Consider the following 23,971-nt stretch of genomic DNA (forward strand, 5'->3'; position numbering starts at 1 on the left):
AATCCCAGCCCTTTGGCTCTCAAAACAGAGCGGACAGGTCGCGCCGACCGTCCACTACTCGCACGATCTCAACTGCATGGACAGGACCGTCGTCGGAGTCAGGCCTTGTCTCGTAAAGTATGACATAGGGCGCTTCGACCAACATCCGGGCGGTACGGAATACCTCCGGGTGACGCTCGCCCAAACGCGGATGCGCGATGAGCATTTCCGCCTTGCTGCGAAAATTGGCAAAGTATCGCTCCGCGCTGAGAGGCTGTTCCCGACTTATCTCAACGTAAATTTTCTTAATGTCGGCACGCGCCTTCGGCGTCCAGAGAAGCTTAGCGGGCATGAGGAGCGGGAGACTTTACTTCCTGGCGAGCTTCCTCAAGCACTGCATCAAAATCCACTTCGACGGCAGGTCCGCTCGCTTTGCCTTCTTCCCACATCGCGCGTAGCTTAGCGATATCGTCGCGCTTCTGCATCCACTTGGCCGACCAGTCACGCATGGCTTCGCGTACAACTTCGCTCCCACTGGCATACGCGCCGCTATTAACGGCATCGCGTAACAGCTCTGCGTGTTGCGGGGTCATCGAGACGCTGATTTTTTCAACACTGGGCATAGATGCCTCCACTTTGTTTGGTAGTAATTATTACCACCAAACAAACAGCGCGGCAACTTCCCCGTTACAGCGCACGTCTTCCGGCTCGCTTGAGCGTCACTGGGGCAATCCGCCGGATGGAGTCGGAGTAGCAGGTTGTAAGTTCACATCCGCTCAAGAGCATTACATTCCTCCGCTCTGAAAGGTCCCATAGGCGGGAGTTGTCACGTTATCGACCGGTGATCAGACACGCCCGCGGCTCTCTGAGATCAGGCAGCCGTGCCGGTCACGGCATTCCAATGCGCTGTTGCCCGGACGCGGTGAATGTGGGTGGCCAAGGCGGATCGCTTGTGATGCGGGGTGACGAAGAGATTTCGGAGCGCTGAGAAGATCGAGATGAAGCGCTGCAAGCTGCCGGTTGATCGGAAACCCTGCGTTGTGCATTCCCGTTTTCGCAGCGGCAGATGAGAATCTTCTGCTCGATTGTTGAGACCGTTGTGGGACCTGTGCTCGACAGCCGGCATAACGTCACGCTTGGCCGCGCCATACGAACGGAGCTTTTCGGTGATGATCCGTTTGGGCGGCATGCCTGCTTTCTTCAGTAGCCTGATTAGCAATCGCTTCGCGGCTTTCGTATCGCGCCGACTTTGAACGATCTCGTCGAGAACATAGCCGTCCTGGTCAACGGCACGCCAAAGCCAGTGTTTGCGGCCAGCGATGGTAACCACCACCTCGTCCAGATGCCAGACGTCCCGGTGCGACGGTCGTCGGCGACGGATCTGCTTCGCGTAGGCCGGTCCGAATTTCCGACCCCATCTGCGGGTCGTTTCATACGAGACGCCGCCGCCACGCTCCAGCAGCAATTCCTCGACAAGGCGCAGGCTCAGCGGGGTCCGAAAGTACAACCAGACCGCATGGGCAATGACCTGTCTCGGGAAATGGTGACGGTTGTAGCTGATAGCGGAATTCCTCATCCCACCATCTCTACGCCCCACAAACTGACAGCAGGTTTATGTGACAACGCCGGCGAGATCGATGTGCGGGCCTTGTCGTCGCCAGCGCCGAACCGGACGATAAACCTGATTGCGAAGCGCGACCGATTTGCCAATATGCCGGCAGATCTCGCGGCCAGTTGCCGATCCCATCTGAATCGGGAGGTTTTGATGGGATTGATGCCACTTGTGCCGTCTGAACTTCTGCCCATCGTCATGTGAATCAGGCTCTTCGCAACAAATGGGGCGAAACCTTTGAGGGAGTTGCTGAAACTCATCAAGGCCTTCACCTCGTTCGCTTTGTTGTGGAAAGCCAGATCCCGCAAGCAGATCATGGCGCTGCGAACGGCTGTGCCCCATGCGCATCCTTCTTGTCGATCAGGCCTAGCAGAAGAGCGATTGTAAGAGCAGCAAGATAGGATGTCGCGCCGGTCTTGACGTCCAGCGGCGGGTTGACTTCAACCAGATCGCAGCCGACGATGTGGAAGCTGTCGGTAATCACCTCCAGAATAGACCGCATTTCGGCAAACGAGGGGCCGTCCGGTTCAGCGGATACACAGCCAGGCACCATTGGTCCATCATACGCATCAATGTCGATGCTCAGATAGACAGAGGCACCTTCTGGAATTTGCGACACGGCCGCAGTCGGCCCGCGTTCGCGCAATTCCGGCATGGTGACAATCCGGCTGCCATCCGCTTTGGCCTTGTGAAAATCGGCCGGATTGGTGCGGTAGCTGCGAATGCCGATCTGCGTCAGACCCTTGACGTTCCGCAACTCGTTGATCTGCCGGAAACCCTGGCCGTTTCCATAACGGAACTCGTCGTCATACTTGCCGTAATCGATGTGGGAATCGAGCTGGATGACGTAGATATCCTCCTCGAAAGCGCGCACGGCCGGAAAACTGACGGCGTGATCACCACCGAGCATGACCGGTATCGCACCACGGCGACGCAGCTTTTTCACCGTGTCGGTCAGGCCCGCGAAAGTGCGCGACGGACTGCTCGGAACGATGTCGATATCACCGATGTCGACCAGCTTGCCCTGACGGATGACCTCAGTCAGGAAAGATGTCTCGGTTGCCGGATCGAAAATGCCGTCCGGGCTAAAACGCAGTGAATGCTCGCGGATTGCACGCGGCCCGAAGCGCGAGCCCGGCAGAAAGGGCGAACCTTCGTCATAGGGAACCCCGAAAACCGCGTATCGGGCATCCAATGCATCGATATCGGCGCAATAATTGCTGCGCAGGAAGGTCGGTATGCCAACATAGCCGCGGTTGAGACGGCCGTCTTCGCCAAGCATATTCATGTGATTCTCCAGATGGATACGGGTATCAATGGGCCATCATGCCGAGTAGCGTCTGTAGCTGCTCGGTCTTCGGCGCGCTCATCACATCCTTGGGCGGTCCCGCCTCAACGATCTTGCCCTTGTCCATGAAGATGAGGTGATTGCCGAAATTGCGGATGAAACCCATTTCGTGGGTGACGCAGAGCATCGTCATGCCGTCGGCCACGAGATCCTGCAGAACGGCCAGCACTTCCCGCACCAGTTCCGGATCAAGCGCCGATGTCGGCTCGTCGAGCAGCATCAGTTCCGGCTTCATCACCAGGGCGCGAGCGATAGAGACGCGCTGCTGCTGACCGCCGGATAGTTCGCTCGGATACGAGCCTGTCTTGGTGCCGAGGCCAAGCTTGGTCAGCATATCCGCCGCATTCTGGCGTGCCTCGGTCCAGGACCTTCCCTGCACCCTGACGAGCGGCAGCGCGACGTTGTCGAGCGCCGTCTTGTTGGACCACAGGTTAAACTGTTGGAAGACGAAACCGATACGCGCCCTGAGTTTCGTCAGTTCCCGTTCGGATTGGTAGCGCCAACGGCCCTCCGTTTGCGGCACGCGACCGATGAATTCGCCACGCAAGTTGACCGACCCGTCGTCGATCTTCTCAAGGCCGTTGATGCAGCGCAGAAGCGAGCTCTTACCACAACCGCTCCTGCCGATGATACCGACGACATCTCCGGGCCGGATATCCAGACTGACACCGTTCAGTACGCGGGTCGGCCCATAGGATTTGATCAAATTGTCGATTGTCAGGATCGGGGCTCTCATGCGCGCCTCCCGGCGTCAAGTGTCAGGTATTTGCGAGCAACAGGGCTACGGTAGGCGGCAGCCAGTTCCGAGGCACCAAGCCGGCGCTCAGCCTGGCGGAAGAGCTGTGAGATGATGGCCGTATAGATCCAGTAAAGCCCCGCCACCGCAAAGAAGACTTCAAAGGGCGCGAATGTCATGCCCTGCACAACGAGCCCCTGATAGGTTAGCTCGGCAACCGTGATGGTACTCAGGATCGAGGATTCCTTGATCGCCATCGTGGTGGTGCCTGCCATCGGTGGCAGCGCGAATTTCCACATTTGCGGGATGATGACGTCTCTCAAAGTCTGGCCCCAGGTGAAACCCATCGCCCGCGCCGCTTCCACCTGTCCGCGCGGGACCGATGCCATCGCTCCACGAATGATCTCGCCGTAATAGGCCGAGGCGAACAAGGACAGCGCGATCGTTCCGGCAAATTGTTCCGGCAGCCTGATGCCGGCAAAGGGCAGGCCGTAGAAGAATATGAAAAGCAGAATGACGAAGGGGATATTTCGCAGCACTTCGACATAGACTGCGGCAGCAACCTTAAGCGCGTGGAAGCGGCTGGTCCGGATCAATGCCACACCGAAAGCGATGACGAAGCCAAAAAGGACGGCGGCGATCGAGATCTGGATGGTCATCCAGATGCCTTTTGCGAACAGCTGCAAATTGTTGGTGACGACGGTATAGTCCATATCGTTCTCCTCAGACGCCACGACGCAGCGAGAAGCGGCGCTCGAGCCAGAGGCCGGTCTGGCTGATGACAAGGCTCATGGCCAGGAAGACAAGTCCAGCGGCGACAAACGTCTCGAAGGGGCGAAAGCTGCTTGAGCCGATTTGCTGGGCGGTACGAAACACTTCCACGACAGTGATGACTGCAAGCAGCGCCGTGCCTTTGACGACGATCGTGCATTCGTTGATGATTGCCGGCAGCGAGCGTATATAAAGCTGCGGCAGGATTACCTTGAGCCAGATTGCCCGTGAATTGAGGCCGAGTGACGCGGCGGCTTCGATCTGGCCTGGCGGGATGCTCGCCAGCGCGCCGCGAAAAATTTCAGTCATAAAAGCGGCATTATTGGCGGTGATGGCGAGAACGCCTGCTGTAACCGGGCCAAGCTTTATACCAATTGCCGGAAGTGCGTAAAACGCCAAGAATATCTGGACGAGAAGTGGAGTTCCACGGATGAAACTGATGTAGAGCCCAATCACCCAGTTGACGGGCCTGATCTTGAACGCCCGAATGATGGTGAGAAGAGTACCGAGGCTGATCGACAGAAGAATGGTCAGCGCTGCCACGCGGATCGTTACGCCTGCCGCCGAAAGCAACGCCGGTATGGTTGAAAGCATGAACCCAAAACTGAATTCCATGGTGTTGCTCCGCGGTAGACAAAAAAACGCAAGGGCCGGACCCGAGATCCGCCCCCTGCTCAGAAGTTGGCGGTAATGTCAGAGGGCGCCTTCCGGCAGGTAACCGCTGTCAGGCGTATCCATCTTGAAGCCGAACCACTTTTCCTGGAGTTCGCCCATTTTGCCGCTCTTGTTGAGATCGATGAAGAACTTGTTGACGAAATCGCGGAAATCGCTGTCTTCCGGCCGTGCTACCCAGGCCAGATAGCTCTTCTGGTCAGTCAGCGGTCCCATCAGCTTGAACACTCCCTGACGTTCTTTTACGAGAACGGCCAAGGCTGGCCCTGATTGAACGACGGCGTCGATCGATCCGTTGGCAAGTGCTACATAGCTCTCCGGATAGGATGTGAAGAGCTTGAGTTCGGCAACGCCCGGCTTGCCGGCGGACTTCATTTTTTCATCGAAGCCGCGAACAACAGGCTCACTTGCGGACGCCATCTGTGTACCGACGATCTTACCATTCAGATCTTCAGGCGTCTTCAGCTTGTCGGCGTCTCCGGCACGGATCATCACCGTCTGGGCAGACGTGGCGATGGGACGTGTATAGGCGTAACGCTTGGCGCGCTCGGCGTTGATACCGACCGAGGTTGCGACGAAGTCGAACTGACCAGCGCTGAGACCAGGCAGAATGCCCTGGAACGGTAGATCGAGCTGCTCCAGCTGAACCTCCTTACCGACTTGCTTCGAGAGGGCTTGAACCAGCAGATCGAGAAGATCTTTGCCATAGCCGGTAATCTTTCCATCCTTGACAAATTCGAAAGGAGGGTAGGATGCTTCCGTGGCAACCGTGATCTTTCCGGTTTCCTTGATCTTGTCCATGACCGGGCCGGCAAACGCGGTGACCGGCAGGGCAAGGAGGGCAGCCGCAATACCGGCTGCCTTCATGAATTTCGAAAATGCCATGATGTTCTCCTGTGGTGGTCTGTTTTATCGTTATTTGTTGAAGTATCCCGCCCGAACGGCCGTGCCGATCAGATTGAAGATGAAGCGGCCAGCGGCGATCAGCGTGCGGCGGTTGTGGTCCCGGTCAGGAGCGATCTCGACAATATCCATGCCGATCATGTTGCCCTTTTGAACCAGGCCCTTGATGAGGGTCAACATCTGAGGATAGAGCAACCCGCCAAAGGCCGGACCGAGAACCGCCGGCATAAGAGACGGATCCATACCGTCGGCATCGACAGTGAGGTAGTAGTTTCCGCCATCCGGGATGCGGTCGAGGATCGCCTTCATGCCGACGTCATGAACTTCCTGCGCCGTGATAAGGTTTGCGCCATACGCTATCGCCGCTTCATATTCCTCCGTGCGGCCGCTGCCGGAAGCGCGCAGGCCGATCTGGAAGATCTCGCCAATGTGATCCATCTCGGATGCCCGGCGGATCGGACTGGACAGGCCCTCGGTAACACCGTTGATTTCCTGGCGCCAATCGAGATGCGCATCAACCTGGATAAGCGTGACCGGCTTGCCCAGTTCAGCCAGGGCCTTGAAGATCGGGATCGGTGTGGAATGATCGCCACCGAGAACAATCGGCATGGCCCCTGCTCTCAGGATCTGGCGCACGGCCAGTTCGGCATTCTTCTGATGCACCGTCGGGTCTGAGGGGTGGCCGGCGACATTGCCGCAATCGACCATCTTGATCGGCTGGTTGTCGAGCAATGTGCCGCCCAAGTCGAAGTCGAAATGATCGAGGCCGCGCACGATGCGGTCGGTTGCCCGGCGCAGTGCATCGGGGAATTTGGACTGTTCGCTCGAAACCGCGAACTGGTCATAGGCCGCACCATAGGGGATACCGAGGAAGGCGATATCGGCATCGAGTTGATCGAGATCGTGGCACGGCGCGGAATAGAGCAACGTATCGTGCACGGGTGCGGGTCTGGCGGTAAGCAAGGCATTCTCCTTTTCTCAATATTGGCGATAGCATGAAGAAAATGAGCCAAGTTGCAATCAGGTTATTTAAGCGATTTCTACTCGATGACGAGCGTGAATATCCGCGGCGTTTCAAAGTAAGCCTATGAAAAGGCGAGTGTTTGAGGCGGATCGGTGCACGGGGGCGTGGAGCTCCGGCTTGGCTTGATGGTCAAACTAACCGTCAACCTTGAAAAAAATTCATTGTAGCTGCATAGTCAGGCCGCAATTGCCTATTTTTTGGAATGCGATTTCAATGCAGACGACACGCGACTTTGACTTGGCCGATCTGGATGCTTTCATAGCAGTCTGCGAGACCGGCAGTATGACGGAGGCCGCGCGACGGCTGGGCTTGACGGAATCTGCCGTTTCACATCTGATCCGTCGCATGGAAAAGCGGATGGGCGTCACGCTGTTCGACCGCTCGTTTCGCCCCCTCAAGACAACGGTTCTAGGGACACAACTTTTTAGCCGAGGGCAGCAGCTACTGCAGGACGCCACAGGTATAAATCAGGAATTGAGAACCAAAGGCCGGGTAAAGCATGCCCATCTCAGCATCGGCGTTATCGAAACTTTGGGTACGTGGTTTGCCACAAATCTCATCGAGCAACTTGCCGCAAACTCGCGCTCCTGGACGGTTGCCAGCGGCAGCAATGCCGAACTGTGGGAACGTTTTTATGCCAGGGAACTCTCGGCACTCATCGTGCTTGACGATGACGAGCGGCGTGATGGTGCGACGAAGTTCAACCTGCTAACAGAATCCGTCGTTCTAATCACGCCGCCGCTACTCAGCCATTTGTCGCTCGGTGAGCTGGCCGCGGGCGTGCCGATGGTGGGCGCAAACCGCGATTCCGGTTTCGGCCGGCTGGTTGCTGCCTATCTGTCCCGCCTCAAGATAGACGCGACGCCGACAGCCACATTCGACATTCTTGATTCCGTATTGATGACGGTGGCTCATGGATTTGGATGGGCTCTGGTGCCATCCTTGCTGCTTTTGCGAGAAACGCCTGAACGCCATCAGGTCAATATCAGGCCCATTGAGAAGTCTGCCATTTCGCGCAGGATCACACTGGCCACGAGGCAATACGAACTCGGCGCCCTGACCGACTTGATCCAGCAGGGCGCCCGCCAGGTTTTCGATAGCCAGTTGCTCAGAACCCGCCACCAGCATCCGGAACTCTTCTCCAAGCTTAGCTTCGTAGTCGATCCGTAGTGAAGTGTGACCCATCTTTCAGGTCCGAGGGAGGCAGCCACAAATTACCGGATGACTCGTTAAATCACAGCCAAAAGATGACAGCTGCAGCGATGCAAATGCTTGAGAAGAAGGTACGTGCGCAGCGGTCGTATCGAGCGAGCCAAAACCTTAGAGGATTCGCCTCATGTCGCACAAGTACAACTCTGCCCGGCGACACGAGATTGCCCGGCAGAAGTATCGGCTGACGAACTGGGCAGCCTATAACGAAAGCCTGCGGCGACGTGGCGATTTGACGGTCTGGATCAGCGAGGACGCGCAGTACCTCTGGTCGGCATCCCGGCGGAAGCCGCGTGGTGGACAGCAGAAAACTTCGGATCTGGCGATCACACTGTGCCTTACCTTGCGCGTTGTCTACGGTCTGCCTCTGCGTCAAACCTAGGGCCTGATGCGCAGCGTGGCGGCACTCATGGGGCTCAATGTCCTGGTTCCTGACTTTTCAACCCTGTCTCGCCGAAGCAAGGGATTGGCCTTGCCGCCGAGGAGGCCTCGCCTGGGCAAAGAGGGACCGGCTCCTCTGGTCGTCGGCAGTACAGGGCTTAAGATCGTTGGCGCCGGAGAATGGTTTGAAAAAAAAGCATGGCGCCAAGCCCAGCCGCAAGCGGTGGCGAAAGTTACATGTCGGGTTTGATCTGGCCAGCGGTGAGATTGTTTGCAGCGAGTTGACCACGGATGAGATAGGTAATCCGACGGCCTCGCCAAATCTTCTCGATCAGATCGACGGCCTTGTCGACCGTTTCATTGCCGATGGCGCATATGATGGTGTGCAGACATGCGATCTTTTGAAATGGCAGTCACCAATCCGGCTAATTCCCGATTTCGAATCGCATCTCAGGCCAATAGTTTTTGTTCGGCCAGTGCCGCCTATCCATGTCATGCTTCTGGCGATAAGGCTTTATCAAAAATGCTGCCCATCTCAACGCCGAACGTCATCACTGTCCATATTCGATGATCGCATCAAGGACTCGATAAGTCGCCTCGATATCCTTTCTGTCTATGTCGGCAAAGACACGCTGCCTTAATTCGGCGAGCACCTGCTCCACCCGCTCGGCGAGAGCAGCACCCTCGGGGGTGAGCCAGAGAGACTTTGCACGGCGATCATCCGGGTCTTCACGGCGCTCAAGCAGGCCAGAAGCCGAGAGTTCGTCAAGCAGCCTCACGAGGGATTGGCTTGCAAGCCCTGTACATTCGGCCAACTGAACCTGGCGTACCCCCCCTCCCAGTCTTGCTACCCAAAGCAGGAGATTGGCGCGCGCTACCGAGATGCCATCCTCAACGAGAGCCTTTTCTGCTGCGCGTTTCCAAATACTGCCGGCTTGCAGGAGGACTGAGGTCACCATCGCTCGCTCACCCTGTCTGCCCATCTTTCGATCCATCAGGTGAAATCTCCATGAAGGATCGGAATTACCAGATTTGGCTCCGAGCCGTAAACATAGGATCTTGCACAGAATTGCTCCGCATGCGATTAATACGTATACGATTTAAATGCCCAGAGATACCACTATGAGCAAGAATGCCTTCAGGCCGGATTTCTTGGATCTGGTCTTCTCGCTCAAAACATTTGCCGCCGCGATATTGGCATTATTTATCGCTTTCTGTTTCGATCTGCAGACGCCTGCTTGGGCACTGACAACGGTCTACATTGTCGCCAACCCTCTTTCAGGCGCCAGCACATCAAAAGCCGTTTACCGTTTGATCGGGACTACAGTCGGCGGCACTGCGAGCGTCGTCATAGTGCCGAACCTAGTGAACTCACCGGAACTGCTCACGCTCGCAATCGCGGTTTGGGTTGGCTTTTGCCTGGCGTTGAGCTTGCTGGACAGGTCACCAAGAAGCTACAGCTATATGTTAGCTGGCTATACGGCAGCCATGACCAGCCTTCCACTCGTAGACAGCCCCGGGGAGGTATTCACCTATACCACTTCCCGCGTCGTCGAGATCTCGATCGCCATTATCTGCGCCGCCGTTATCAACCGCGTCATATTTCCCCGCCATGCCGGCCCTGTGCTGCTGGTGCGCGTAGATAGATGGCTTGATGACGTATCGCTGCTCATCGCCGACGCATTTTCGGGCAGAGCGCAGCAGGTCGGGTCGGTCGGTCTTTGGCGCAAGCTGGGCATTGATGCGGCGGATATTCGATTGTTCACCACGCATGTGGCCTACGACACATCGGAGCATCGCGCGGCAGTCGGTTGGTCGCGTAGCCTGCAGGCTCGAATGGTAACCATGCTGCCTATCATTTCGGGGATAGCCGATGTCAAAGCGGCAATGGCGCGACGCGGTGTAGAGCCTTCAGAGACGATGTTGGCCATGACTGCGCAACTATCAGCCAGCATTAGATCGAAAGAACTCGTCAACCTGCACGAAACGATGACTGCGTGCAGGCAGACCGACGACGACTGCATGCAGGGATGGGAGAATCTTCTTTTACAGAATCTCACCGTGCGCCTCGACGAACTCGCAGAGGTCTGGGATGATTGCATTCGTTTGCGTAACCAGATCGCCCTCGGCAACACGACAGGCGCGTTGCCCCGAAGGACGAAACAACACCGCGATCTAGTTCACGTGGATCTTGGCATGGCAGTCTTTTCGGGCATTTCGGCGGCACTTGCCATTATTGTCGGATCCTTTGCCTGGATAGCCACCGGATGGAGCAGCGGTGCCGGGATGCCACTGATCGCTGGCATTCTCATGAGCTTCTTCGCCACACAGGACAATCCGACTCCCGTGGTCCGGAAATTCCTGAAATTTTCTCTCTGCGCCATGGCGCTCAGCTTCGTGTTCGTCTTCGCCATAATGCCGATGATCGCCACGTTCGAAGAACTTGCATTTGGCCTAGCCTTCCTCTTCGTGCCGCTTGGTCTTCTCATTGCAAAGCCTGCCACCTTTCTGCCCGGCATGGTGATTTCAACCAGCATTCCGTCCATGCTCACACTACAGGCCCGACCGGTACTCGATCTCGCCACATTCCTGAACACTAATCTCGCTACGATTCTGGGGACAATACTGGCCATCTATATCGCTTCTCTGGTGAGGGCGGTTGAAACAGAATGGAGTGCGACGCGTGTCCTACGGCTGGCTTGGGCAGATATTTCCCACATTGCAAGGCGGCCGCGCCCTAACGCCTTCGAGCCTTTGATGCATAGAATGCTCGACAGATTCGCTGTCCTCGCTCCCAGGATGGCCGCTCTTCCACCAGAATCGCGCGTTCACGGCGCCGACATTTTGAAAGATACTCGGGTCGGCATCAACGCCATCACTCTTCAGCGCTGCAAAACAGATCTGGTGGTGCCAGTGCGAGGTGCCGTCGACGACGTCTTGGGCAGACTCGCGGAATATTACCAAACGAAACGCAGAGTGTCAGACACGCATCCAAGTTTGCCGCTACTTCACGCAATAGATGATTGCCTGAGGGCACTACGAAAGGCCGTGAGTTCCGTCGAAGTCGACAGGATTCGCGTCGCAGTCGTCAGTCTGCGCTATAGTCTGTTTCCATATGCTGACGGCTGGCACTATGGCGAGCCAATATACCTGCACCAAGCAGCGGAATAGAAATTTGGGCCGCTGCTGTCCGAAACGCACCGGGTTTGCCGGAGACCGGTTTGGTTTAAGCTTATGTGTCTGTTGCATCCAGCCTGGCGTAATACCGCTCCTCGGCCTCAGTTGGAGGCATGTTTCCGATGGGCTCCAGAAGGCGGCGGTGGTTGAACCAGTCCACCCATTCGAGAGTGGCGAACTCCACGGCTGCGAAGTTTCGCCACGCTCGCCGCCGATGGATGACCTCGGCTTTGTAAAGACCGTTGATCGTCTCTGCGAGAGTGTTGTCGTAGGAATGGCCGACACTCCCCATAGAACCATTCGACGCCCGCTTCCGCCACTCGTCCGAAATAGCGAATAGGCACATGTTGCGGGCCTCGGTCGGAATGGTGAACCAACCCACCACGATGGATGGGCAACGATTATCCAGTGCCTGGCCGACGGCATCGAACACAAAGCACGCGTGAGCAATCCGGCAGGATCTCGGCCACAAGACAACGGTCGTTGTCGTAGACGATCGAGCTCGGCACGGCCCTGAAGAACGCGGGCGCTCGGATGTGACCACCGCCCAAGCCTCCCAAGCCGCCGCCGACGCACCCCTTCCGAGGCGGTCAATCGCACCTTCGGATAAAGTTGCGCAGTGCAAATCCTCTTGTCCCTCCCGCATTTCATGCAGAAGGAAGATAGGTGACCGGGTTTTACTCCGCCGCTGCGCCGTGATTATCGCGCCGCTACCGTGGCCCACTTTTGCATTGCCGCTCTCAGGCGGCCAAATACTGGCAAAAAATGTCCATTGAAGGAAAGAATTTATCCTGCCTTTCGTCAAATTCTCCGGCAGTGCAACAAGGGGAAATAACGACATGAAGAGAATAATCGCCTTCGCTGTAGGCCTGTTGACGGCTTCGACTTCCGTAAACGCTGCTGAATGCAGCAATGCAGCACTCAAACGGATTAGCGAAAAAGGGGAGATTTCGGTCGGCGTTAAGGCTGACTACAAGCCATTCGGCTTCCGCGATACCAACGGTGATGTTGTCGGGCTCGAGATCGATCTAGCCAAGGAAGTGGCGTCATCTCTTGGCGTAAAGCTGCGTCTTGTTCCAGTCGTTGCTTCCAATCGAATGCAGTTCGTCGAACAGGGCCAGACCGATCTGATGATCGCGACGATGACTGACACCAAGGAGCGTCGTAACATTGTTGGTATCCCTGGGCCAAACTACTACGCATCCGGAACCAACATTCTGGCGCCGAAGGCGCTTGCCTTCAAAGATTGGAAGGATCTCAATGGAAAGCCGGTTTGCGGCATCCAGGGCGCATTCTACAATCAGTCTGTTTCGGACAAATACGGTGCAAAAATCTCGGCATTTACCAATGCCGCCGAGGCAAAACAGGCGCTTCGCGACCGCAAATGCGTCGCCTTCCTGTTTGATGATTCATCGATCGCGTCCGACCTGGCATCCGGCCAGTGGGACGATTTCGAAATGCCCTTGAAGTCCGAAGATCAGACACCTTGGGGCATTGCCGTTGCCAAGGAAGAAGAAAGCTGCGCTTTCGGCAATCTGATCTCCGGCCTTGAATACAACTGGCACCGGAATGGCTTGCTTTTGGATCTCCAGAAGAAGTGGGGGATCAAGTCCACAGGCTATCTTGAGGCCATGCACGAAAAGCTGGCTGACCCGATCAAGTAAGGTCGTCGAATGAACGCCTTTTCCGAATATTTCCGCGGGCTTGCGGAGCGAGCCCCCCGCTGGGATTTCATTTGGTTGTACGACGGAAGCGCCACAGACCGGATCTTGTCCGGTCTGTGGGTTACCATCCAGCTTAGTGTGATTTGCGTTGTCGCATCTCTGGTTATCGGCTTCGCCGGTTCGATGCTGCAGATGTCGAGACACAAAATCGTGAGATTGTGCGTCAGCGGCTATCTCCAGATTTTTAGGAACACGCCGCCGCTGGTGCAGTTGTTGTTCTTCTATTTTGCTCTGGGTCAATTCACTCCAAGTTACAGCCCGGACGGGTGGACGCAAATTCCGATTATCTCGAATGTCGGCTGGGCAGCGATCGCTCTTTCGCTTTTCGGGGCTGCCTTCAACGTGGAGATATTTCGCTCCGGCTTGGAAGCTGTTCCGCACTCGACTGTCGAGGCGGCCGATGCGCTGGGCATGAGCCGCTGGCTTATCTTTTCCGAAATCCAGTTCCCTTTGGCGCTTCGCGTATGCCTTCCTGCGCTCAGCAGCAACTTGATAAATTTGGTCAAGACCACATCGCAGGCGTTCGCGATCGCTGTGCCGGAATTGCTCTACCAGTCTGCTTCGCTTTGGAATGATCATCCTGCAGCGCAAAACCCGACGATGCTGCTTCTTTTGATCGTCTATGTCGGATTGGTCGGCATTCTGTCACTCGGCCTCAAATTTATGGAACGACGAATGAAGGTGCCCGGCTATGGCGTCTGAAATCTATAGCGAGACACAGTGTAGCTCGCCCAAAAAGGCCGGTATGGCCGTTCTGCTTCCGGTTCGTCCTGCGGCTCAGATGGATACCATGATGCTGACATCATGGCTTGCAAACATCAAATGGTGGCAGATCGCATTGCTTGTTCTTGTCTGGCCCCTGCATGCCTTCGCGCAAGGGACGATCTCCGCAGAAGATGCCATTTCCGTTCTCTACCGATGGGCGCCATTTCTCGTTCTGCACGGCTTTCTATTCAATGTGCTGATTTCCGTGCTGTCGATGGCGCTCGGTACCGGCTTGGGGGTGTTGGCCGGACTGACGTTGATCTCGCAGGCTTTTCCGATCCGTTTCGTCGGCGGTCTGGTGACCTCATTTTTCCGTAATGCTCCGTGGCTTGTTCTGTTGTTCGTCGTGCTTCTGGCGTTCCCGTTCGAGTTCAATATTCTCGGCTTGCAAATACCTTTCCCAGGCTGGATCAAGGCGGTTATCGGCCTGTCGCTACCGGTCGCTGCCAACATAGCCATCATCGTTCGCGGAGCGATACAGTCCGTGCCTTCAGCGCAGTGGGAAGCCGCCGAAGCACTGAGTTTCAGCCGCACGCAGACACTTTGGCAGATCATCATACCCCAGTGCATCAAGCGGATGATCCCGCCGTGGATGAACTGGTATGCAATCCTCACCATGGCAACGCCGCTCTGCTCGATCCTTGGTACGGAGGAGATGGTGACGTTGACGCGTCAGGCGATGGAAGCGGAAGGCAACAGGCCGGAATTCCTCATGCCATTCTATGGCTTCGTGCTCGTTCTCTTCTTTCTGTATTGCTACCCGATTGCAAAACTCACGGTGCGTCTCGAACGCCGGTTTGCCATAAAGCTCTAGGTGAAAATATGTGGTCTCCCAATCAGCCCATCATCGCTATGAAAAACGTAGTGAAGTCCTATGGTGACTTCGCAGTTATCAAAGGGATCAGCATGGACATCATGAAGGGCGAGGTGGTCTGCATCATCGGCCCTTCCGGTTCTGGAAAGTCGACCCTCATACGGTGCATCAACGCCCTCAATGACATTCAGGAGGGATCGATCACGGTCGAGGGACAGGAAGTTCATGACGCCAAGCTCGACAAGCGGCTCTTGCGCCGGAAAATCGGTATGGTCTTCCAGCAATATAATCTCTTTCCTCACAAGACCGCACTTGAAAACATCATGATGGCTCCCGTAAAGGTGCTCAAGGAACCACGTGCCGAAGTTGAGGCCCGTGCGAGGGCTTTGCTGAAAAAAGTCCGCCTGGAAGGCAAGGAAGACAGCTATCCGGGCGAGCTATCCGGGGGGCAGCAGCAGCGCGTCGCAATCGCACGTTCAATGGCGATGCGCCCCGATATCATGCTTTTCGATGAAGTCACGGCCGCACTTGATCCCGAGACGGTAAAGGAGGTCCTCGTGACGATCAAGGAACTCGCAGCAGATGGCATGACATGCATCCTCGTCACCCACGAAATGGGCTTTGCCAAAGAAGTAGCCGACAAGGTCTACTTCACGGATAAGGGACTTATCGTTGAAGCGGGACATCCGAATGAGATTTTCACAAATCCCAAGGACCCACGCACCCGGGCTTTTCTCAGCCAAGTCCTCTAGCGGCTAACCGCATTGCCTTGGGTGTCGTCTCAAAACGCGCCTGAAAGGCTTTGGTGAAGTGGCTGGCATTGGAAAAACCCGTCGCCAGCGCCACTTCCGATATGGGAAGAGTGGTCTGCATGAGAAGTTGTGCCGCGCGGTCGAGGCTGATCTGACGGTAAAATTCCATCACGCTCATGTTGAGCGTTTCCACGAAAATGCGGTTCAGTTGCCGGCTGCTGATATAAGCTCGGCTGGCTATTTGATTCAAGGTGAAGCGGTCGGCCAGATTGCTATGCATCAGTTCGACTGCTGCAAGCGCTGCTGGGTGACGGATATTGTATTTCTGCTCAAGGCCTGCCTTTTGAGGGGCTTCTGAAAGTCGGGTCTCAGTGTGCATGAACCAATCGCTGACCTGTTGTGCCAGAACCCGGCCGTGATTGATGGAGACCAGATGCATCAGCAGGTCGAGCGTGCCGGTGCCACCTGCCGACGTGTAGCGATCGCGATCGATAACATACAGTGACTTTTCCAAGTTGAAGTCCTGCGACATCTCCTTCAGCGAATCAAAATGCTCCCAGTGAATGGTGAAACGACGGTGGCGCATCAGACCGTACCGGGCGAGGATCGCCGGCCCTCCTGAAACGCCGCCCAGCGGCACGTTGTGTCGTGCAAGCCGCATCAGATATCGGCCCAAGCCGGCATTTTCGTAAGGTATTGGATTACCGCCCGCCACCAGAAACACAAGATCGAAATCGATCGGCGCGTTTTTCAGGGCGATTGCATCGACGCCAATCCCGACTGACGAAAGCACTCGATCTCCTTCCGCTGCAATGTATGTCAGGTCGTATAACTTCGTCTTTGACAATGTATTGGCTGCGCGGAGCGGCTCAATGGTCGCCGCAAGCGATATCAGCGCGTAGCCTTCCACTAGGATGATCCCGATCTTGCGAACACCATGCTCCGCGAACAGGCTGCTTTGGTGGTAAATCGGCGTGCTCACCACTGGATGCTCCCGATGGAGACAAGGTACGAGGGATCTGCGATCCGCAAGTTGGCGCTTGACAACAGTGCGGTATCCAATTTGTATACGGAGTAGTCTGTAATATCGGGATTTGATCGCATGTTTGACTTCAGCGGCAAGATAGTGGTGGTAACTGGCGGTGCTGGTGGCATCGGTGAATCGACGGCATATGCTTTTGCGCGTTCGGGTGCAAAGGTCATCATCATGGACCGCTCCCAAGAAGTTTTAGACAAGGCGATGGCACGCCTTTCCGAGGTGGGGGATGTCAGCAGCATTGCAGTTGATGTTGCCGATCGCGAAGCGGTCGAGGCCGCGTTCGACAATGTTGCTGCCCTCGGTGGGACCGATGTGCTCGTCACGAGTGCCGCGATTGTCAAAACAGGCTTGATCCTCGATTTTGACCCACAGGATTGGGAACGCATACTATCGGTCAATCTCACGGGAACATTCAACTGCTGCCAGTTCGCCGGCAGGCAGATGGTAGAGAAAGGTGTGGGCCGCATCATAACTGTGAGTTCGGTGAACGGCCAGATCGCCAACACCGGGCGAGGTGCTTACTCCTGCAGCAAGGGTGGGGTAGATATGTTGACAAGATTGCTGGCGGCAGAACTTGGTGACAAGGGCGTTACCGCCAACGCCGTGGCACCGACGCCCGTGGATACGCCGATGATCCTCCAAGTACATGGTCCCAAGGATCGTGCCATATGGGACGCGCAGATTCCCGCAAAGCGCTATGCCAAGCCAGAGGAAGTTGCGGCGGCGATCCAGTTCCTGGCCTCGCCGGAAGCCGCCTATATTAACGGTCATATTCTCAATATCGACGGTGGCTTCATGGCTTCCGGCGTGTTGATCCGTTAAGCGTCTCATAGCAAGAATTGCCGAATAACGGCCGGGGCCAGTCCTCTCCGGCCGTTTGCTTGCTTTGTAATTTTCTTTGTAATACCACTTTTACGATAAGGTATTGCTTTGTAAGTCTAAAATTGAAGGCGGGAAGATGAGCGAGAGAGATGCGTGGAAAGTCGCACGGGAGCTGCGGGAATCCATTTTGCGGCTGGAGCTGCGTCCCGGACGCAGTCTTGACGAGGCCGCGCTCGCAGAATCGTTGTCTGTTTCTCGAACGCCGGTCCGAGAGGCGATCATCCAGCTCATCGCCGACGGGCTTGTCGTGCGTGAGGGCCGTTCGGCAAAAGTCGCACCGCTTGATTTTGATGATCTGCCTAAGCTCTATGACGCTCTTCTCGTCGCAAGCAGGATCGTGCATCGCCTGGCAGCACAAAACCGAACCGATGATGATCTCAAGAAAATTTCAAAGCAGATGGATCTCTTCAAGCAGGAGGTAGCGCTCGGCGAGGGCGTGGGGCGGTCAGAAAGCAATTTCGCGTTTCACATGGCCATTGCGAATGCGGCGGACAATCGTCATTTCGCTGCCTTTTATGAACAGGCGCTGATCGGTTCGATCCGTATCGCGCGGGCGTGTTTCGCCGGTAACACTGGCGACGATGAAAACGATATCCGCAAACATCTCGAAGAGACCGTACGCCAGCACGACCTTATTTTCGATGCCATTGTTTCGCGAGATGTGGAGAAAGCGGACGAATACGCAACCCTGCATCACACCCTTACGAAACAGCGCATAAAGCGTATCCTCTTCGCAAGCTCGCCGGTGCTCGGTGACGATCTAAAGCTCGCCAGCGAATGGAACCTGCCCTGAAAGCCATTCGATAAAGGCGGAAGCAGCGCGTGTGAGACGTCGCTGTTGATTGGGAACGATATGTAGAGCGACGGGCAGGACATCGCCTCCACCAAATGGAGCCACAAGGCGTCCGGACGTGAGATAGCCGGTGGTGTAAGATGACATCGCGGCGGTAATGCCGCCGCCGCTTGCGCAGATCTCCAGCGCCGTTGCGGCGTTGTCGACTTTGATGGCGGCGTGTTGGGGTAACAATTGAAGTCTCTCTTTTTGCATCCACAGATCGAGGAGTTGCATGCGGCCCTGGACGTGGATAAGCCGAGCGGAGTTTGCCCAATCGGCCGTTGGTTTTTCTCCGGCAGCTTGTGCGGTTTGCGGATCGCATAATAGCATAAGCCTCTCGCTGCCCAGTCGGACAGCGCCAGCAGGCGGGTTTACTACGCTGAGCGCCAGAATACTTAAATCTGCGAGCTCAACGTTGGGATCCGTCCAGATGGTACTGTTCAATCTGACCTCAAGCTGAGGATGCGCCCGATAAAATCCGTGCAGATTGCGAGCCAACCATAGAGCGACGAAACTCAACGGGGCAGAAACTGTCAGGCTGGTATGGGCGCGGGCTCCAAGTAGTCCTTGGGTTGCCATTTCTGCGCGATCAAGCGCCTCCGCAACCCCCGGTAAATAAGCTGCGCCGACTTCGGTAAGCTCCAATCCGTTGCTGCGCCTGTGAAAAAGCGGACGCGAAAAAAAGCGTTCAAGGGCGCGTACGCGCTGGCTGATCGCCGCTTGGGTGCAATGCAGTTCGTCGGCCGCCCGGGTAAAGCTCAAATGCCGGGCCGCGGCCTCGAACGCCTGCAGGTAGTCGAGATGAGGGAGATTCCGCATGGCTGATCCCATTTGATTTTTTCACCCATAACAAAAACGTGGTCATTGGGTAAAGAACGATTTCTTGTGTCTGGGCCGCCGGAAGGCATTCTGTCTGCATTAAAGCCACATCAAGGCGCAGGAAAACAATGCCTTTCTCCCTGTTGAAATATGGTCTCCGCTCGCGGCACGTTCCGTACGGCGACATTCCAAAAACACCGGACCTGAAGCGCGCCTATGACGTGGTCATTATCGGCGGCGGCGGCCATGGCCTTGCGGCCGCATATTACCTTTCCAACGTGCATGGCATCACGAATGTCGCGGTGCTGGAAAAGGGATATCTTGCCGGCGGCAACACCGCGCGCAATACCACCACCATTCGCTCGAATTACATGACGCCGGAGTCTGTCAGCTTCTACAAGGAAGGCGTTAAACTCTACGAGACGATGTCTCAGGATCTCGGCTTCAATATCATGTTCTCCCAGCGTGGCCAGCTGACGCTGGCGCACTCGGAAGCGACGCTACGCAGCTTTCATCTGCGCGCGGAGATGGGCAAGTATATGGGCACGAAGATTGAGGTGGTCGATGTCCAGACGGTCCGCGACCTCTGCCCGGACCTTAATCTCGACATCGGCGGTCAGCACGAGATTCTCGGCGGCCTTTGGCACGCCGACGGCGCAACTGCGCGCCACGATGCAGTCGCTTGGGGCTATGCCAAGCATGCGGCTGCACGAGGCGTCGAAATCCATCAGCGCACAGAGGTTCTGGGCTTTGAGAAGGTCGGCGACCGCGTCACCGAAATCCGCACCAATCGTGGGACGATCGCTGCTGGCCAGGTTCTGCAGGCCGTAGGCGGCCTCAACGGTCAGGTCGCGGAGCTGGCTGGTTTCAAGTTGCCGATCCGCTGTTTCCCGCTGCAAGCCATGGTGACCCAGCCGCTCAAGCCATTCCTCAATACGCTGGTTTCGTCTGCCAACCTGCACACTTATCTGGTGCAGTCCTCGCGCGGTGAAATTGTCATCGGCGGCGGCTCCGATCCGTATCAGCTCGCATCCACTCGCTCGACGCTCGATCAGAAAGAGCACCTTGCCGAAGGCGCGCTGCATCTCTTTCCGTTCCTGCACAAGGTCAAGCTGTTGCGGCAATGGGCCGGCATCACCGATATGACGCCGGACTACAGCCCGATCATGGGTGCGTCGCCGCTGACGAACTACTGGCTCGATTGCGGTTGGGGTACTTGGGGCTTCAAGGCCACTCCGGTCGCCGGCAAGCGCATGGCCGAGACAATCGCCACAGGTCGCGTTCCGGATATTCTCAAGCCTTTCGATATGCGCCGTTTCGACAATTTTGCCCTCTTGAACGAGATGGGCGCGACAGCTGCCAGCCATTGACGAGGCTCTTATGAAAATCCTGACTTGCCCCGTTAACGGGCCTCGCAATATCACTGAATTCCAGTATCTGGGTCCGGTCCGCGCAGCCGATGCAGACATACCCGACCAGTTGGTCGAGTCGCTCTTCTATGCGGAAAATCCGCTTGGCGTACTCAAGGAGTGGTGGCGGCACACACCGTCCAACACGATCCTGATCGCAGAGCGCCACACTGTCTCCGACCAGATCATTGCTACCTATCTTCCCAATCGAAAGCCTGCCTGACATGACTGAACGGCTTCCATTCCCCTGGGGTTCGCGTATCGACCGGACCCGCAAGATTCGTTTCAGCTTCGATGGCAAGGCCGTCGAAGGGTTCTCCGGAGACAATATCGCCTCAGCGATGGCGGGGGCCGATCGCTGGATACTCTCCCGTTCATTCAAGTACCACCGGCCCCGTGGTATCCTGACGATGGCCGGGCAGGACTCCAACACCCTCGTGCAGCTTGGCGGCGAGCCGAATGTGCGCGCCGACCTGCGCGCAATCTCCGACAACATGGTCGTTACTGCCCAGAACGTCAGTGGCTCTGCAGAAAATGACCGGAATTCCATTCTCGACAAGTTTGGTCGGTTCATGCCGGTTGGCTTCTATTACCGGACATTTTTCGGTCCTGGCCAGAAAAGCTGGTTGAAATTCTGGGAGCCGATCATTCGCAAATCCGCGGGCCTCGGCAAGGTGGATATCAATGCTGAGCACGGTCACTACATCCGCGAGAACATGCATGTCGACGTGCTGGTCGTCGGCGCGGGACCGGCCGGCCTGTCCGCGGCCATCAAGGCGGCAGAAGCCGGCGTTCGGGTTCTCGTCGTAGACCTCAATCCCGACACGGGTGGTGCGTTGACCTATGCACGCTTCGATGTCGAAACGGGTGAGGCGATCGATGCCCTGCAGTCGCTACGCAAGCAGGCGGCAGATCTGCCCAATCTCCAGATCATGACCGGCGCGACATGCAATGGCTGGTTCGCCGATAATTTCATTCCGGTTCTGCAGGAAAATCGCTTGTATCGCGTTCGCGCCAAGCAGGTGGTGGTCGCATCAGGATCCCATGAACAGCCATTGGTGTTCCGGAATAACGACCTCCCCGGAATTATGCTCTCGTCAGCGGCACAGCGCCTCCTGCGTCACTACGGGGTTTGCCCCGGCAGGCAGGCCGTTGTCTTTGCCGGCAACCGCGACGGCTACTTGACCGCGTTGGATTTGATCGATGCTGGGATCAAGGTTGCTGCGGTGCTGACACCGAGCGGCGGCGCAGCCTGCGAGAATCTGGCTCAATTGCTGGCCCAGAAGGGCGTCCCGATTGTTCGCGGCGCTCAAGTTGTCACGGCACTCGGAACAACGGGCAATAGACGTATCCGGGCGGTAACATACAGCACACAGCAGCATGGCGAGAAAACCGTTGCCTGCGATCATATGGTCGTCGCAACCGGCTACACGCCGGGCTACCAACTGCCGCTGAACGCTGGCGCCAAGCTCGGATATGACGATGAGCGTCGCCAGTTCACGTTGAGCAATTTGCCCAAGGATTTCTATCTCGCCGGCTCTGTCTCCGGTGTATTTGCGCTCAACTCCGTTCTGCGCAGCGGAGAAATTGCCGGGGCGATGGCCGCAAGGGCTCTTGGCCACGACGTGGCTGTAGCAGAGGCAATCGAAGATGCCGATGCCTGTGAGATGAACTACGCGCAGGAGCTTTCCGGGCATCCCAAGGGGAGAGACTTTGTCGATTTCGACGAAGATCTTCAGGTCAAGGACATCAAGAACGCTGTTGCGGATGGCTATAGCGAGCTCGAACTGGTCAAGCGCTATTCGACTGTCGGCATGGGCCCGTCGCAGGGCCGCCATTCCGCCCTTGCAACAGCACGCATTGTTGCTGGGCAGACTGCTCGCAGCGTTGGCCAGGTCGGTATCACCACCTCGCGCCCACCTTTCGGGCCTGAGAAGCTTGGGCTTCTCGCTGGACCCAACCATGTACTTTACCGTCATACGGCCATGCATGACGAACATCTCGCGTTAGGGGCGAAGCTTACTCCTGTGGGTGCCTGGTGGCGCCCCTATCACTACGCCGACAAGGGCGACGTCAATCGCGCGATAAGCGACGAGGTTGCGCTTGTGCGTAACAAGGTCGGTATGCTGGACGTCTCGACGCTCGGTAAACTCGCGATCCGCGGGCCGGATGCCGCAGCATTTCTTGATCGCATCTACACCATGGCGCATGCCAAACAGCCTGTTGGACGAGTACGCTACTGCCTGATGTTGAACGACATGGGGTCGGTTATCGACGACGGTGTCGCTTTCCGTATCTCTGAAACCGAGTTCTACGTCACGGCCACTACCGGGGCGGTTGCTCGGGTGTTTACCGAGATGACCTTCCTGAATGCCAAATGGGGCATGCAGGTCGATATTCAGAATATTACGGCTGCATTTGCCGCTATCAACGTGACGGGGCCGCTTGCCCGCAAGGTTCTGGAAGCACTCGGAGGCGATATCGATTTATCCCCGGAGGCGTTTCCTTATCTGAACGGCCGCGTGGGCGTTATTGGAGGATGCCCTGTACGTATCATGCGCATAGGCTTCACCGGTGAACTCAGCTACGAATTGCATGTGCCGCAGTCTTACGGTGCAGCTTTGTGGCAGAAGCTTCTCGAAGCCGGCGCGCCCTGCGGTTTGCGCCCATATGGTCTTGAAGCTTCGCGTATCATGCGCCTGGAGAAGGGCCACATCATCATCGGTCAGGATACCGATGCGCTTTCGACGCCTGAAGAATTGTCGATGGAGTGGGCTATATCCAAGACCAAGGCCCGCTATGTGGGCAAGACCGGCGTAGAAGCTCGCAGCAAGCTTGCGGCAAAGCGCAGGCTTTGTGGCTTCGAGATTCCAAAGGAGAGCGGTCAGCAGCTCGGGGAATCCAATCTGGTTTTCCGCGATGGCAAACCTGTCGGGTTCGTGACGTCCGCCTGCTATTCGCCAACGCTCGGAAAATGGATCGGGCTGGCGTACGCCGATCCGCGTGATGTGGCGCCTGGTTCAAGCTTGAAGATCAAGAGCTTCGGCGGCGTGGATATCGAGGCGAAGGTCGTGAAGGTTCCGTTCTACGATCCGGAAAGCAAGCGGCAGGAGATGTAAG

The 23,971-nt window shown here is 56.6% G+C and carries 25 protein-coding genes and 3 pseudogenes; 13 read left to right on the forward strand and 15 right to left on the reverse strand.

The features are described 5' to 3' along the window. Positions 1–19: 19 nt before the first annotated feature. The 10 genes from NCHU2750_RS21300 to NCHU2750_RS21345 form a co-directional block, all read right to left on the reverse strand. Positions 20–331: a type II toxin-antitoxin system RelE/ParE family toxin gene (locus NCHU2750_RS21300; RefSeq protein ID WP_119943800.1), complete on the reverse strand. Its 312-nt coding sequence runs from the start codon at positions 329–331 to the stop codon at positions 20–22. Continuing rightward, positions 321–602 carry a ribbon-helix-helix domain-containing protein gene (locus NCHU2750_RS21305; protein ID WP_119943801.1) on the reverse strand — a complete coding sequence of 94 codons (282 nt, stop codon included), beginning with the start codon at positions 600–602 and terminating at the stop codon, positions 321–323. The genes NCHU2750_RS21300 and NCHU2750_RS21305 overlap by 11 nt, the downstream gene beginning before the upstream one ends. A gap of 248 nt (positions 603–850) precedes the next feature. Further along, positions 851–1,555, reverse strand: a complete 705-nt coding sequence (locus NCHU2750_RS21310) for an IS6 family transposase (RefSeq protein ID WP_119943802.1) — start codon at positions 1,553–1,555, stop codon at positions 851–853. Next, entirely contained in the window at positions 1,552–1,851 is a 300-nt protein-coding gene (locus NCHU2750_RS30850) for a hypothetical protein (RefSeq protein WP_205583916.1), read from the reverse strand. Before NCHU2750_RS30850 ends, NCHU2750_RS21310 begins: the two co-directional genes overlap by 4 nt. A gap of 53 nt (positions 1,852–1,904) precedes the next feature. After that, entirely contained in the window at positions 1,905–2,879 is a 975-nt protein-coding gene (locus NCHU2750_RS21320) for an arginase family protein (RefSeq protein WP_119943804.1), read from the reverse strand. 25 nt (positions 2,880–2,904) lie between these two features. Beyond that, positions 2,905–3,675, reverse strand: a complete 771-nt coding sequence (locus NCHU2750_RS21325; protein ID WP_119943805.1) for an amino acid ABC transporter ATP-binding protein — start codon at positions 3,673–3,675, stop codon at positions 2,905–2,907. Beyond that, complete coding sequence (locus tag NCHU2750_RS21330; RefSeq protein ID WP_119943806.1) at positions 3,672–4,388, reverse strand: amino acid ABC transporter permease; 717 nt, start codon at positions 4,386–4,388, stop codon at positions 3,672–3,674. The genes NCHU2750_RS21325 and NCHU2750_RS21330 overlap by 4 nt, the downstream gene beginning before the upstream one ends. A 10-nt stretch (positions 4,389–4,398) precedes the next feature. Then, positions 4,399–5,061 carry an amino acid ABC transporter permease gene (locus tag NCHU2750_RS21335; protein WP_119943807.1) on the reverse strand — a complete coding sequence of 221 codons (663 nt, stop codon included), beginning with the start codon at positions 5,059–5,061 and terminating at the stop codon, positions 4,399–4,401. A gap of 78 nt (positions 5,062–5,139) precedes the next feature. Further along, entirely contained in the window at positions 5,140–6,003 is an 864-nt protein-coding gene (locus NCHU2750_RS21340) for a transporter substrate-binding domain-containing protein (RefSeq protein ID WP_245480461.1), read from the reverse strand. A gap of 30 nt (positions 6,004–6,033) precedes the next feature. After that, a complete protein-coding gene (locus NCHU2750_RS21345) occupies positions 6,034–6,984 on the reverse strand; it encodes an agmatinase (protein WP_245480462.1) in 951 nt (316 codons plus the stop codon). A 274-nt stretch (positions 6,985–7,258) separates the two neighbouring features. Here NCHU2750_RS21345 and NCHU2750_RS21350 point away from each other — a divergent pair, with 274 nt between their 5' ends. From NCHU2750_RS21350 to NCHU2750_RS21370, 3 genes and pseudogenes are all read left to right on the forward strand, one after another. Then, complete coding sequence (locus tag NCHU2750_RS21350) at positions 7,259–8,215, forward strand: LysR family transcriptional regulator (protein ID WP_119943808.1); 957 nt, start codon at positions 7,259–7,261, stop codon at positions 8,213–8,215. Between the two features lie 166 nt (positions 8,216–8,381). Then, positions 8,382–8,885: pseudogene (locus NCHU2750_RS30970) on the forward strand (transposase). Then, positions 8,821–9,276 carry a transposase gene (locus NCHU2750_RS21370; protein ID WP_162939739.1) on the forward strand — a complete coding sequence of 152 codons (456 nt, stop codon included), beginning with the start codon at positions 8,821–8,823 and terminating at the stop codon, positions 9,274–9,276. The pseudogene NCHU2750_RS30970 and the gene NCHU2750_RS21370 overlap by 65 nt, the downstream one beginning before the upstream one ends. Here the strand turns inward: NCHU2750_RS21370 and NCHU2750_RS21375 are convergent. Next, positions 9,187–9,630, reverse strand: coding sequence for a MarR family winged helix-turn-helix transcriptional regulator (locus NCHU2750_RS21375; RefSeq protein ID WP_245480463.1), 444 nt, complete (start codon positions 9,628–9,630; stop codon positions 9,187–9,189). The genes NCHU2750_RS21370 and NCHU2750_RS21375 overlap by 90 nt on opposite strands. Before the next feature lie 127 nt (positions 9,631–9,757). On the opposite strand from NCHU2750_RS21375, the gene NCHU2750_RS21380 reads away from it, so the two are divergent. Continuing rightward, entirely contained in the window at positions 9,758–11,806 is a 2,049-nt protein-coding gene (locus NCHU2750_RS21380) for an FUSC family protein (RefSeq protein WP_119943812.1), read from the forward strand. A 61-nt stretch (positions 11,807–11,867) separates the two neighbouring features. Here the strand turns inward: NCHU2750_RS21380 and NCHU2750_RS21385 are convergent. Together NCHU2750_RS21385 and NCHU2750_RS31315 are read right to left on the reverse strand one after the other, a co-directional pair. Beyond that, a pseudogene (locus NCHU2750_RS21385) lies at positions 11,868–12,290 on the reverse strand (integrase core domain-containing protein); the annotation flags it as partial. Continuing rightward, positions 12,217–12,392 (reverse strand): annotated as a pseudogene (locus tag NCHU2750_RS31315) (IS21 family transposase); the annotation flags it as partial. The pseudogenes NCHU2750_RS21385 and NCHU2750_RS31315, both read right to left, overlap by 74 nt. Before the next feature lie 259 nt (positions 12,393–12,651). Here NCHU2750_RS31315 and NCHU2750_RS21390 point away from each other — a divergent pair. Genes NCHU2750_RS21390 through NCHU2750_RS21405 form a run of 4 tightly spaced genes read left to right on the forward strand, consistent with a single transcriptional unit; the run spans position 12,652 to position 15,867 of the window. After that, positions 12,652–13,476, forward strand: a complete 825-nt coding sequence (locus tag NCHU2750_RS21390) for a transporter substrate-binding domain-containing protein (protein WP_119943813.1) — start codon at positions 12,652–12,654, stop codon at positions 13,474–13,476. A gap of 9 nt (positions 13,477–13,485) precedes the next feature. Further along, complete coding sequence (locus tag NCHU2750_RS21395) at positions 13,486–14,238, forward strand: amino acid ABC transporter permease (RefSeq protein WP_119943814.1); 753 nt, start codon at positions 13,486–13,488, stop codon at positions 14,236–14,238. Between the two features lie 43 nt (positions 14,239–14,281). Further along, a complete protein-coding gene (locus NCHU2750_RS21400) occupies positions 14,282–15,115 on the forward strand; it encodes an amino acid ABC transporter permease (protein ID WP_245480464.1) in 834 nt (277 codons plus the stop codon). Between the two features lie 8 nt (positions 15,116–15,123). After that, entirely contained in the window at positions 15,124–15,867 is a 744-nt protein-coding gene (locus tag NCHU2750_RS21405; RefSeq protein ID WP_119943815.1) for an amino acid ABC transporter ATP-binding protein, read from the forward strand. Here the strand turns inward: NCHU2750_RS21405 and NCHU2750_RS30645 are convergent. Continuing rightward, positions 15,851–16,849, reverse strand: a complete 999-nt coding sequence (locus NCHU2750_RS30645; protein WP_162939740.1) for a GlxA family transcriptional regulator — start codon at positions 16,847–16,849, stop codon at positions 15,851–15,853. The two genes, NCHU2750_RS21405 and NCHU2750_RS30645, sit on opposite strands and share 17 nt — an antisense overlap. Before the next feature lie 120 nt (positions 16,850–16,969). Here NCHU2750_RS30645 and NCHU2750_RS21420 point away from each other — a divergent pair, with 120 nt between their 5' ends. Continuing rightward, on the forward strand, positions 16,970–17,728 hold the full coding sequence (locus NCHU2750_RS21420; RefSeq protein ID WP_119943817.1) for an SDR family NAD(P)-dependent oxidoreductase: 759 nt from the start codon (positions 16,970–16,972) through the stop codon (positions 17,726–17,728). Positions 17,729–17,864: 136 nt separating this feature from the next. Continuing rightward, a complete protein-coding gene (locus NCHU2750_RS21425; RefSeq protein WP_119943818.1) occupies positions 17,865–18,581 on the forward strand; it encodes a GntR family transcriptional regulator in 717 nt (238 codons plus the stop codon). Here NCHU2750_RS21425 and NCHU2750_RS21430 read toward each other — a convergent pair. Then, the gene (locus NCHU2750_RS21430) at positions 18,549–19,442 is read right to left on the reverse strand and encodes a LysR substrate-binding domain-containing protein (protein WP_162939741.1); all 894 of its coding nucleotides are present in this window, start codon (positions 19,440–19,442) and stop codon (positions 18,549–18,551) included. The genes NCHU2750_RS21425 and NCHU2750_RS21430 overlap by 33 nt on opposite strands. 128 nt (positions 19,443–19,570) lie before the next feature. Here NCHU2750_RS21430 and NCHU2750_RS21435 point away from each other — a divergent pair, with 128 nt between their 5' ends. Genes NCHU2750_RS21435 through NCHU2750_RS21445 form a run of 3 tightly spaced genes read left to right on the forward strand, consistent with a single transcriptional unit; the run spans position 19,571 to position 23,970 of the window. Beyond that, complete coding sequence (locus tag NCHU2750_RS21435) at positions 19,571–20,812, forward strand: FAD-dependent oxidoreductase (RefSeq protein WP_119943820.1); 1,242 nt, start codon at positions 19,571–19,573, stop codon at positions 20,810–20,812. A 10-nt stretch (positions 20,813–20,822) separates the two neighbouring features. Continuing rightward, a complete protein-coding gene (locus NCHU2750_RS21440) occupies positions 20,823–21,074 on the forward strand; it encodes a sarcosine oxidase subunit delta (protein ID WP_119943821.1) in 252 nt (83 codons plus the stop codon). 1 nt (position 21,075) lies between these two features. Further along, complete coding sequence (locus NCHU2750_RS21445) at positions 21,076–23,970, forward strand: 2Fe-2S iron-sulfur cluster-binding protein (protein ID WP_119943822.1); 2,895 nt, start codon at positions 21,076–21,078, stop codon at positions 23,968–23,970. Position 23,971: the final 1 nt, after the last annotated feature.

It is taken from the genome of Neorhizobium sp. NCHU2750 (assembly GCF_003597675.1).
Taxonomy (GTDB): Bacteria; Pseudomonadota; Alphaproteobacteria; order Rhizobiales; family Rhizobiaceae; genus Neorhizobium.

Coding starts and splice junctions, on each gene's coding strand:
- NCHU2750_RS21420 (WP_119943817.1), top strand. CDS start 16,970: ATGTTTGACTTCAGCGGCAAGATAGTGGTGGTAACTGGCGGTGCTGGT.
- NCHU2750_RS21305 (WP_119943801.1), bottom strand. CDS start 602: ATGCCCAGTGTTGAAAAAATCAGCGTCTCGATGACCCCGCAACACGCA.
- NCHU2750_RS21300 (WP_119943800.1), bottom strand. CDS start 331: ATGCCCGCTAAGCTTCTCTGGACGCCGAAGGCGCGTGCCGACATTAAG.
- NCHU2750_RS21390 (WP_119943813.1), top strand. CDS start 12,652: ATGAAGAGAATAATCGCCTTCGCTGTAGGCCTGTTGACGGCTTCGACT.
- NCHU2750_RS21325 (WP_119943805.1), bottom strand. CDS start 3,675: ATGAGAGCCCCGATCCTGACAATCGACAATTTGATCAAATCCTATGGG.
- NCHU2750_RS21425 (WP_119943818.1), top strand. CDS start 17,865: ATGAGCGAGAGAGATGCGTGGAAAGTCGCACGGGAGCTGCGGGAATCC.
- NCHU2750_RS21380 (WP_119943812.1), top strand. CDS start 9,758: ATGAGCAAGAATGCCTTCAGGCCGGATTTCTTGGATCTGGTCTTCTCG.
- NCHU2750_RS21400 (WP_245480464.1), top strand. CDS start 14,282: ATGGCCGTTCTGCTTCCGGTTCGTCCTGCGGCTCAGATGGATACCATG.
- NCHU2750_RS21330 (WP_119943806.1), bottom strand. CDS start 4,388: ATGGACTATACCGTCGTCACCAACAATTTGCAGCTGTTCGCAAAAGGC.
- NCHU2750_RS21350 (WP_119943808.1), top strand. CDS start 7,259: ATGCAGACGACACGCGACTTTGACTTGGCCGATCTGGATGCTTTCATA.
- NCHU2750_RS21320 (WP_119943804.1), bottom strand. CDS start 2,879: ATGAATATGCTTGGCGAAGACGGCCGTCTCAACCGCGGCTATGTTGGC.
- NCHU2750_RS21375 (WP_245480463.1), bottom strand. CDS start 9,630: ATGGATCGAAAGATGGGCAGACAGGGTGAGCGAGCGATGGTGACCTCA.
- NCHU2750_RS30850 (WP_205583916.1), bottom strand. CDS start 1,851: ATGAGTTTCAGCAACTCCCTCAAAGGTTTCGCCCCATTTGTTGCGAAG.
- NCHU2750_RS21435 (WP_119943820.1), top strand. CDS start 19,571: ATGCCTTTCTCCCTGTTGAAATATGGTCTCCGCTCGCGGCACGTTCCG.
- NCHU2750_RS21445 (WP_119943822.1), top strand. CDS start 21,076: ATGACTGAACGGCTTCCATTCCCCTGGGGTTCGCGTATCGACCGGACC.
- NCHU2750_RS21405 (WP_119943815.1), top strand. CDS start 15,124: ATGTGGTCTCCCAATCAGCCCATCATCGCTATGAAAAACGTAGTGAAG.
- NCHU2750_RS21310 (WP_119943802.1), bottom strand. CDS start 1,555: ATGAGGAATTCCGCTATCAGCTACAACCGTCACCATTTCCCGAGACAG.
- NCHU2750_RS21430 (WP_162939741.1), bottom strand. CDS start 19,442: ATGCGGAATCTCCCTCATCTCGACTACCTGCAGGCGTTCGAGGCCGCG.
- NCHU2750_RS21395 (WP_119943814.1), top strand. CDS start 13,486: ATGAACGCCTTTTCCGAATATTTCCGCGGGCTTGCGGAGCGAGCCCCC.
- NCHU2750_RS21335 (WP_119943807.1), bottom strand. CDS start 5,061: ATGGAATTCAGTTTTGGGTTCATGCTTTCAACCATACCGGCGTTGCTT.
- NCHU2750_RS21440 (WP_119943821.1), top strand. CDS start 20,823: ATGAAAATCCTGACTTGCCCCGTTAACGGGCCTCGCAATATCACTGAA.
- NCHU2750_RS21340 (WP_245480461.1), bottom strand. CDS start 6,003: ATGGCATTTTCGAAATTCATGAAGGCAGCCGGTATTGCGGCTGCCCTC.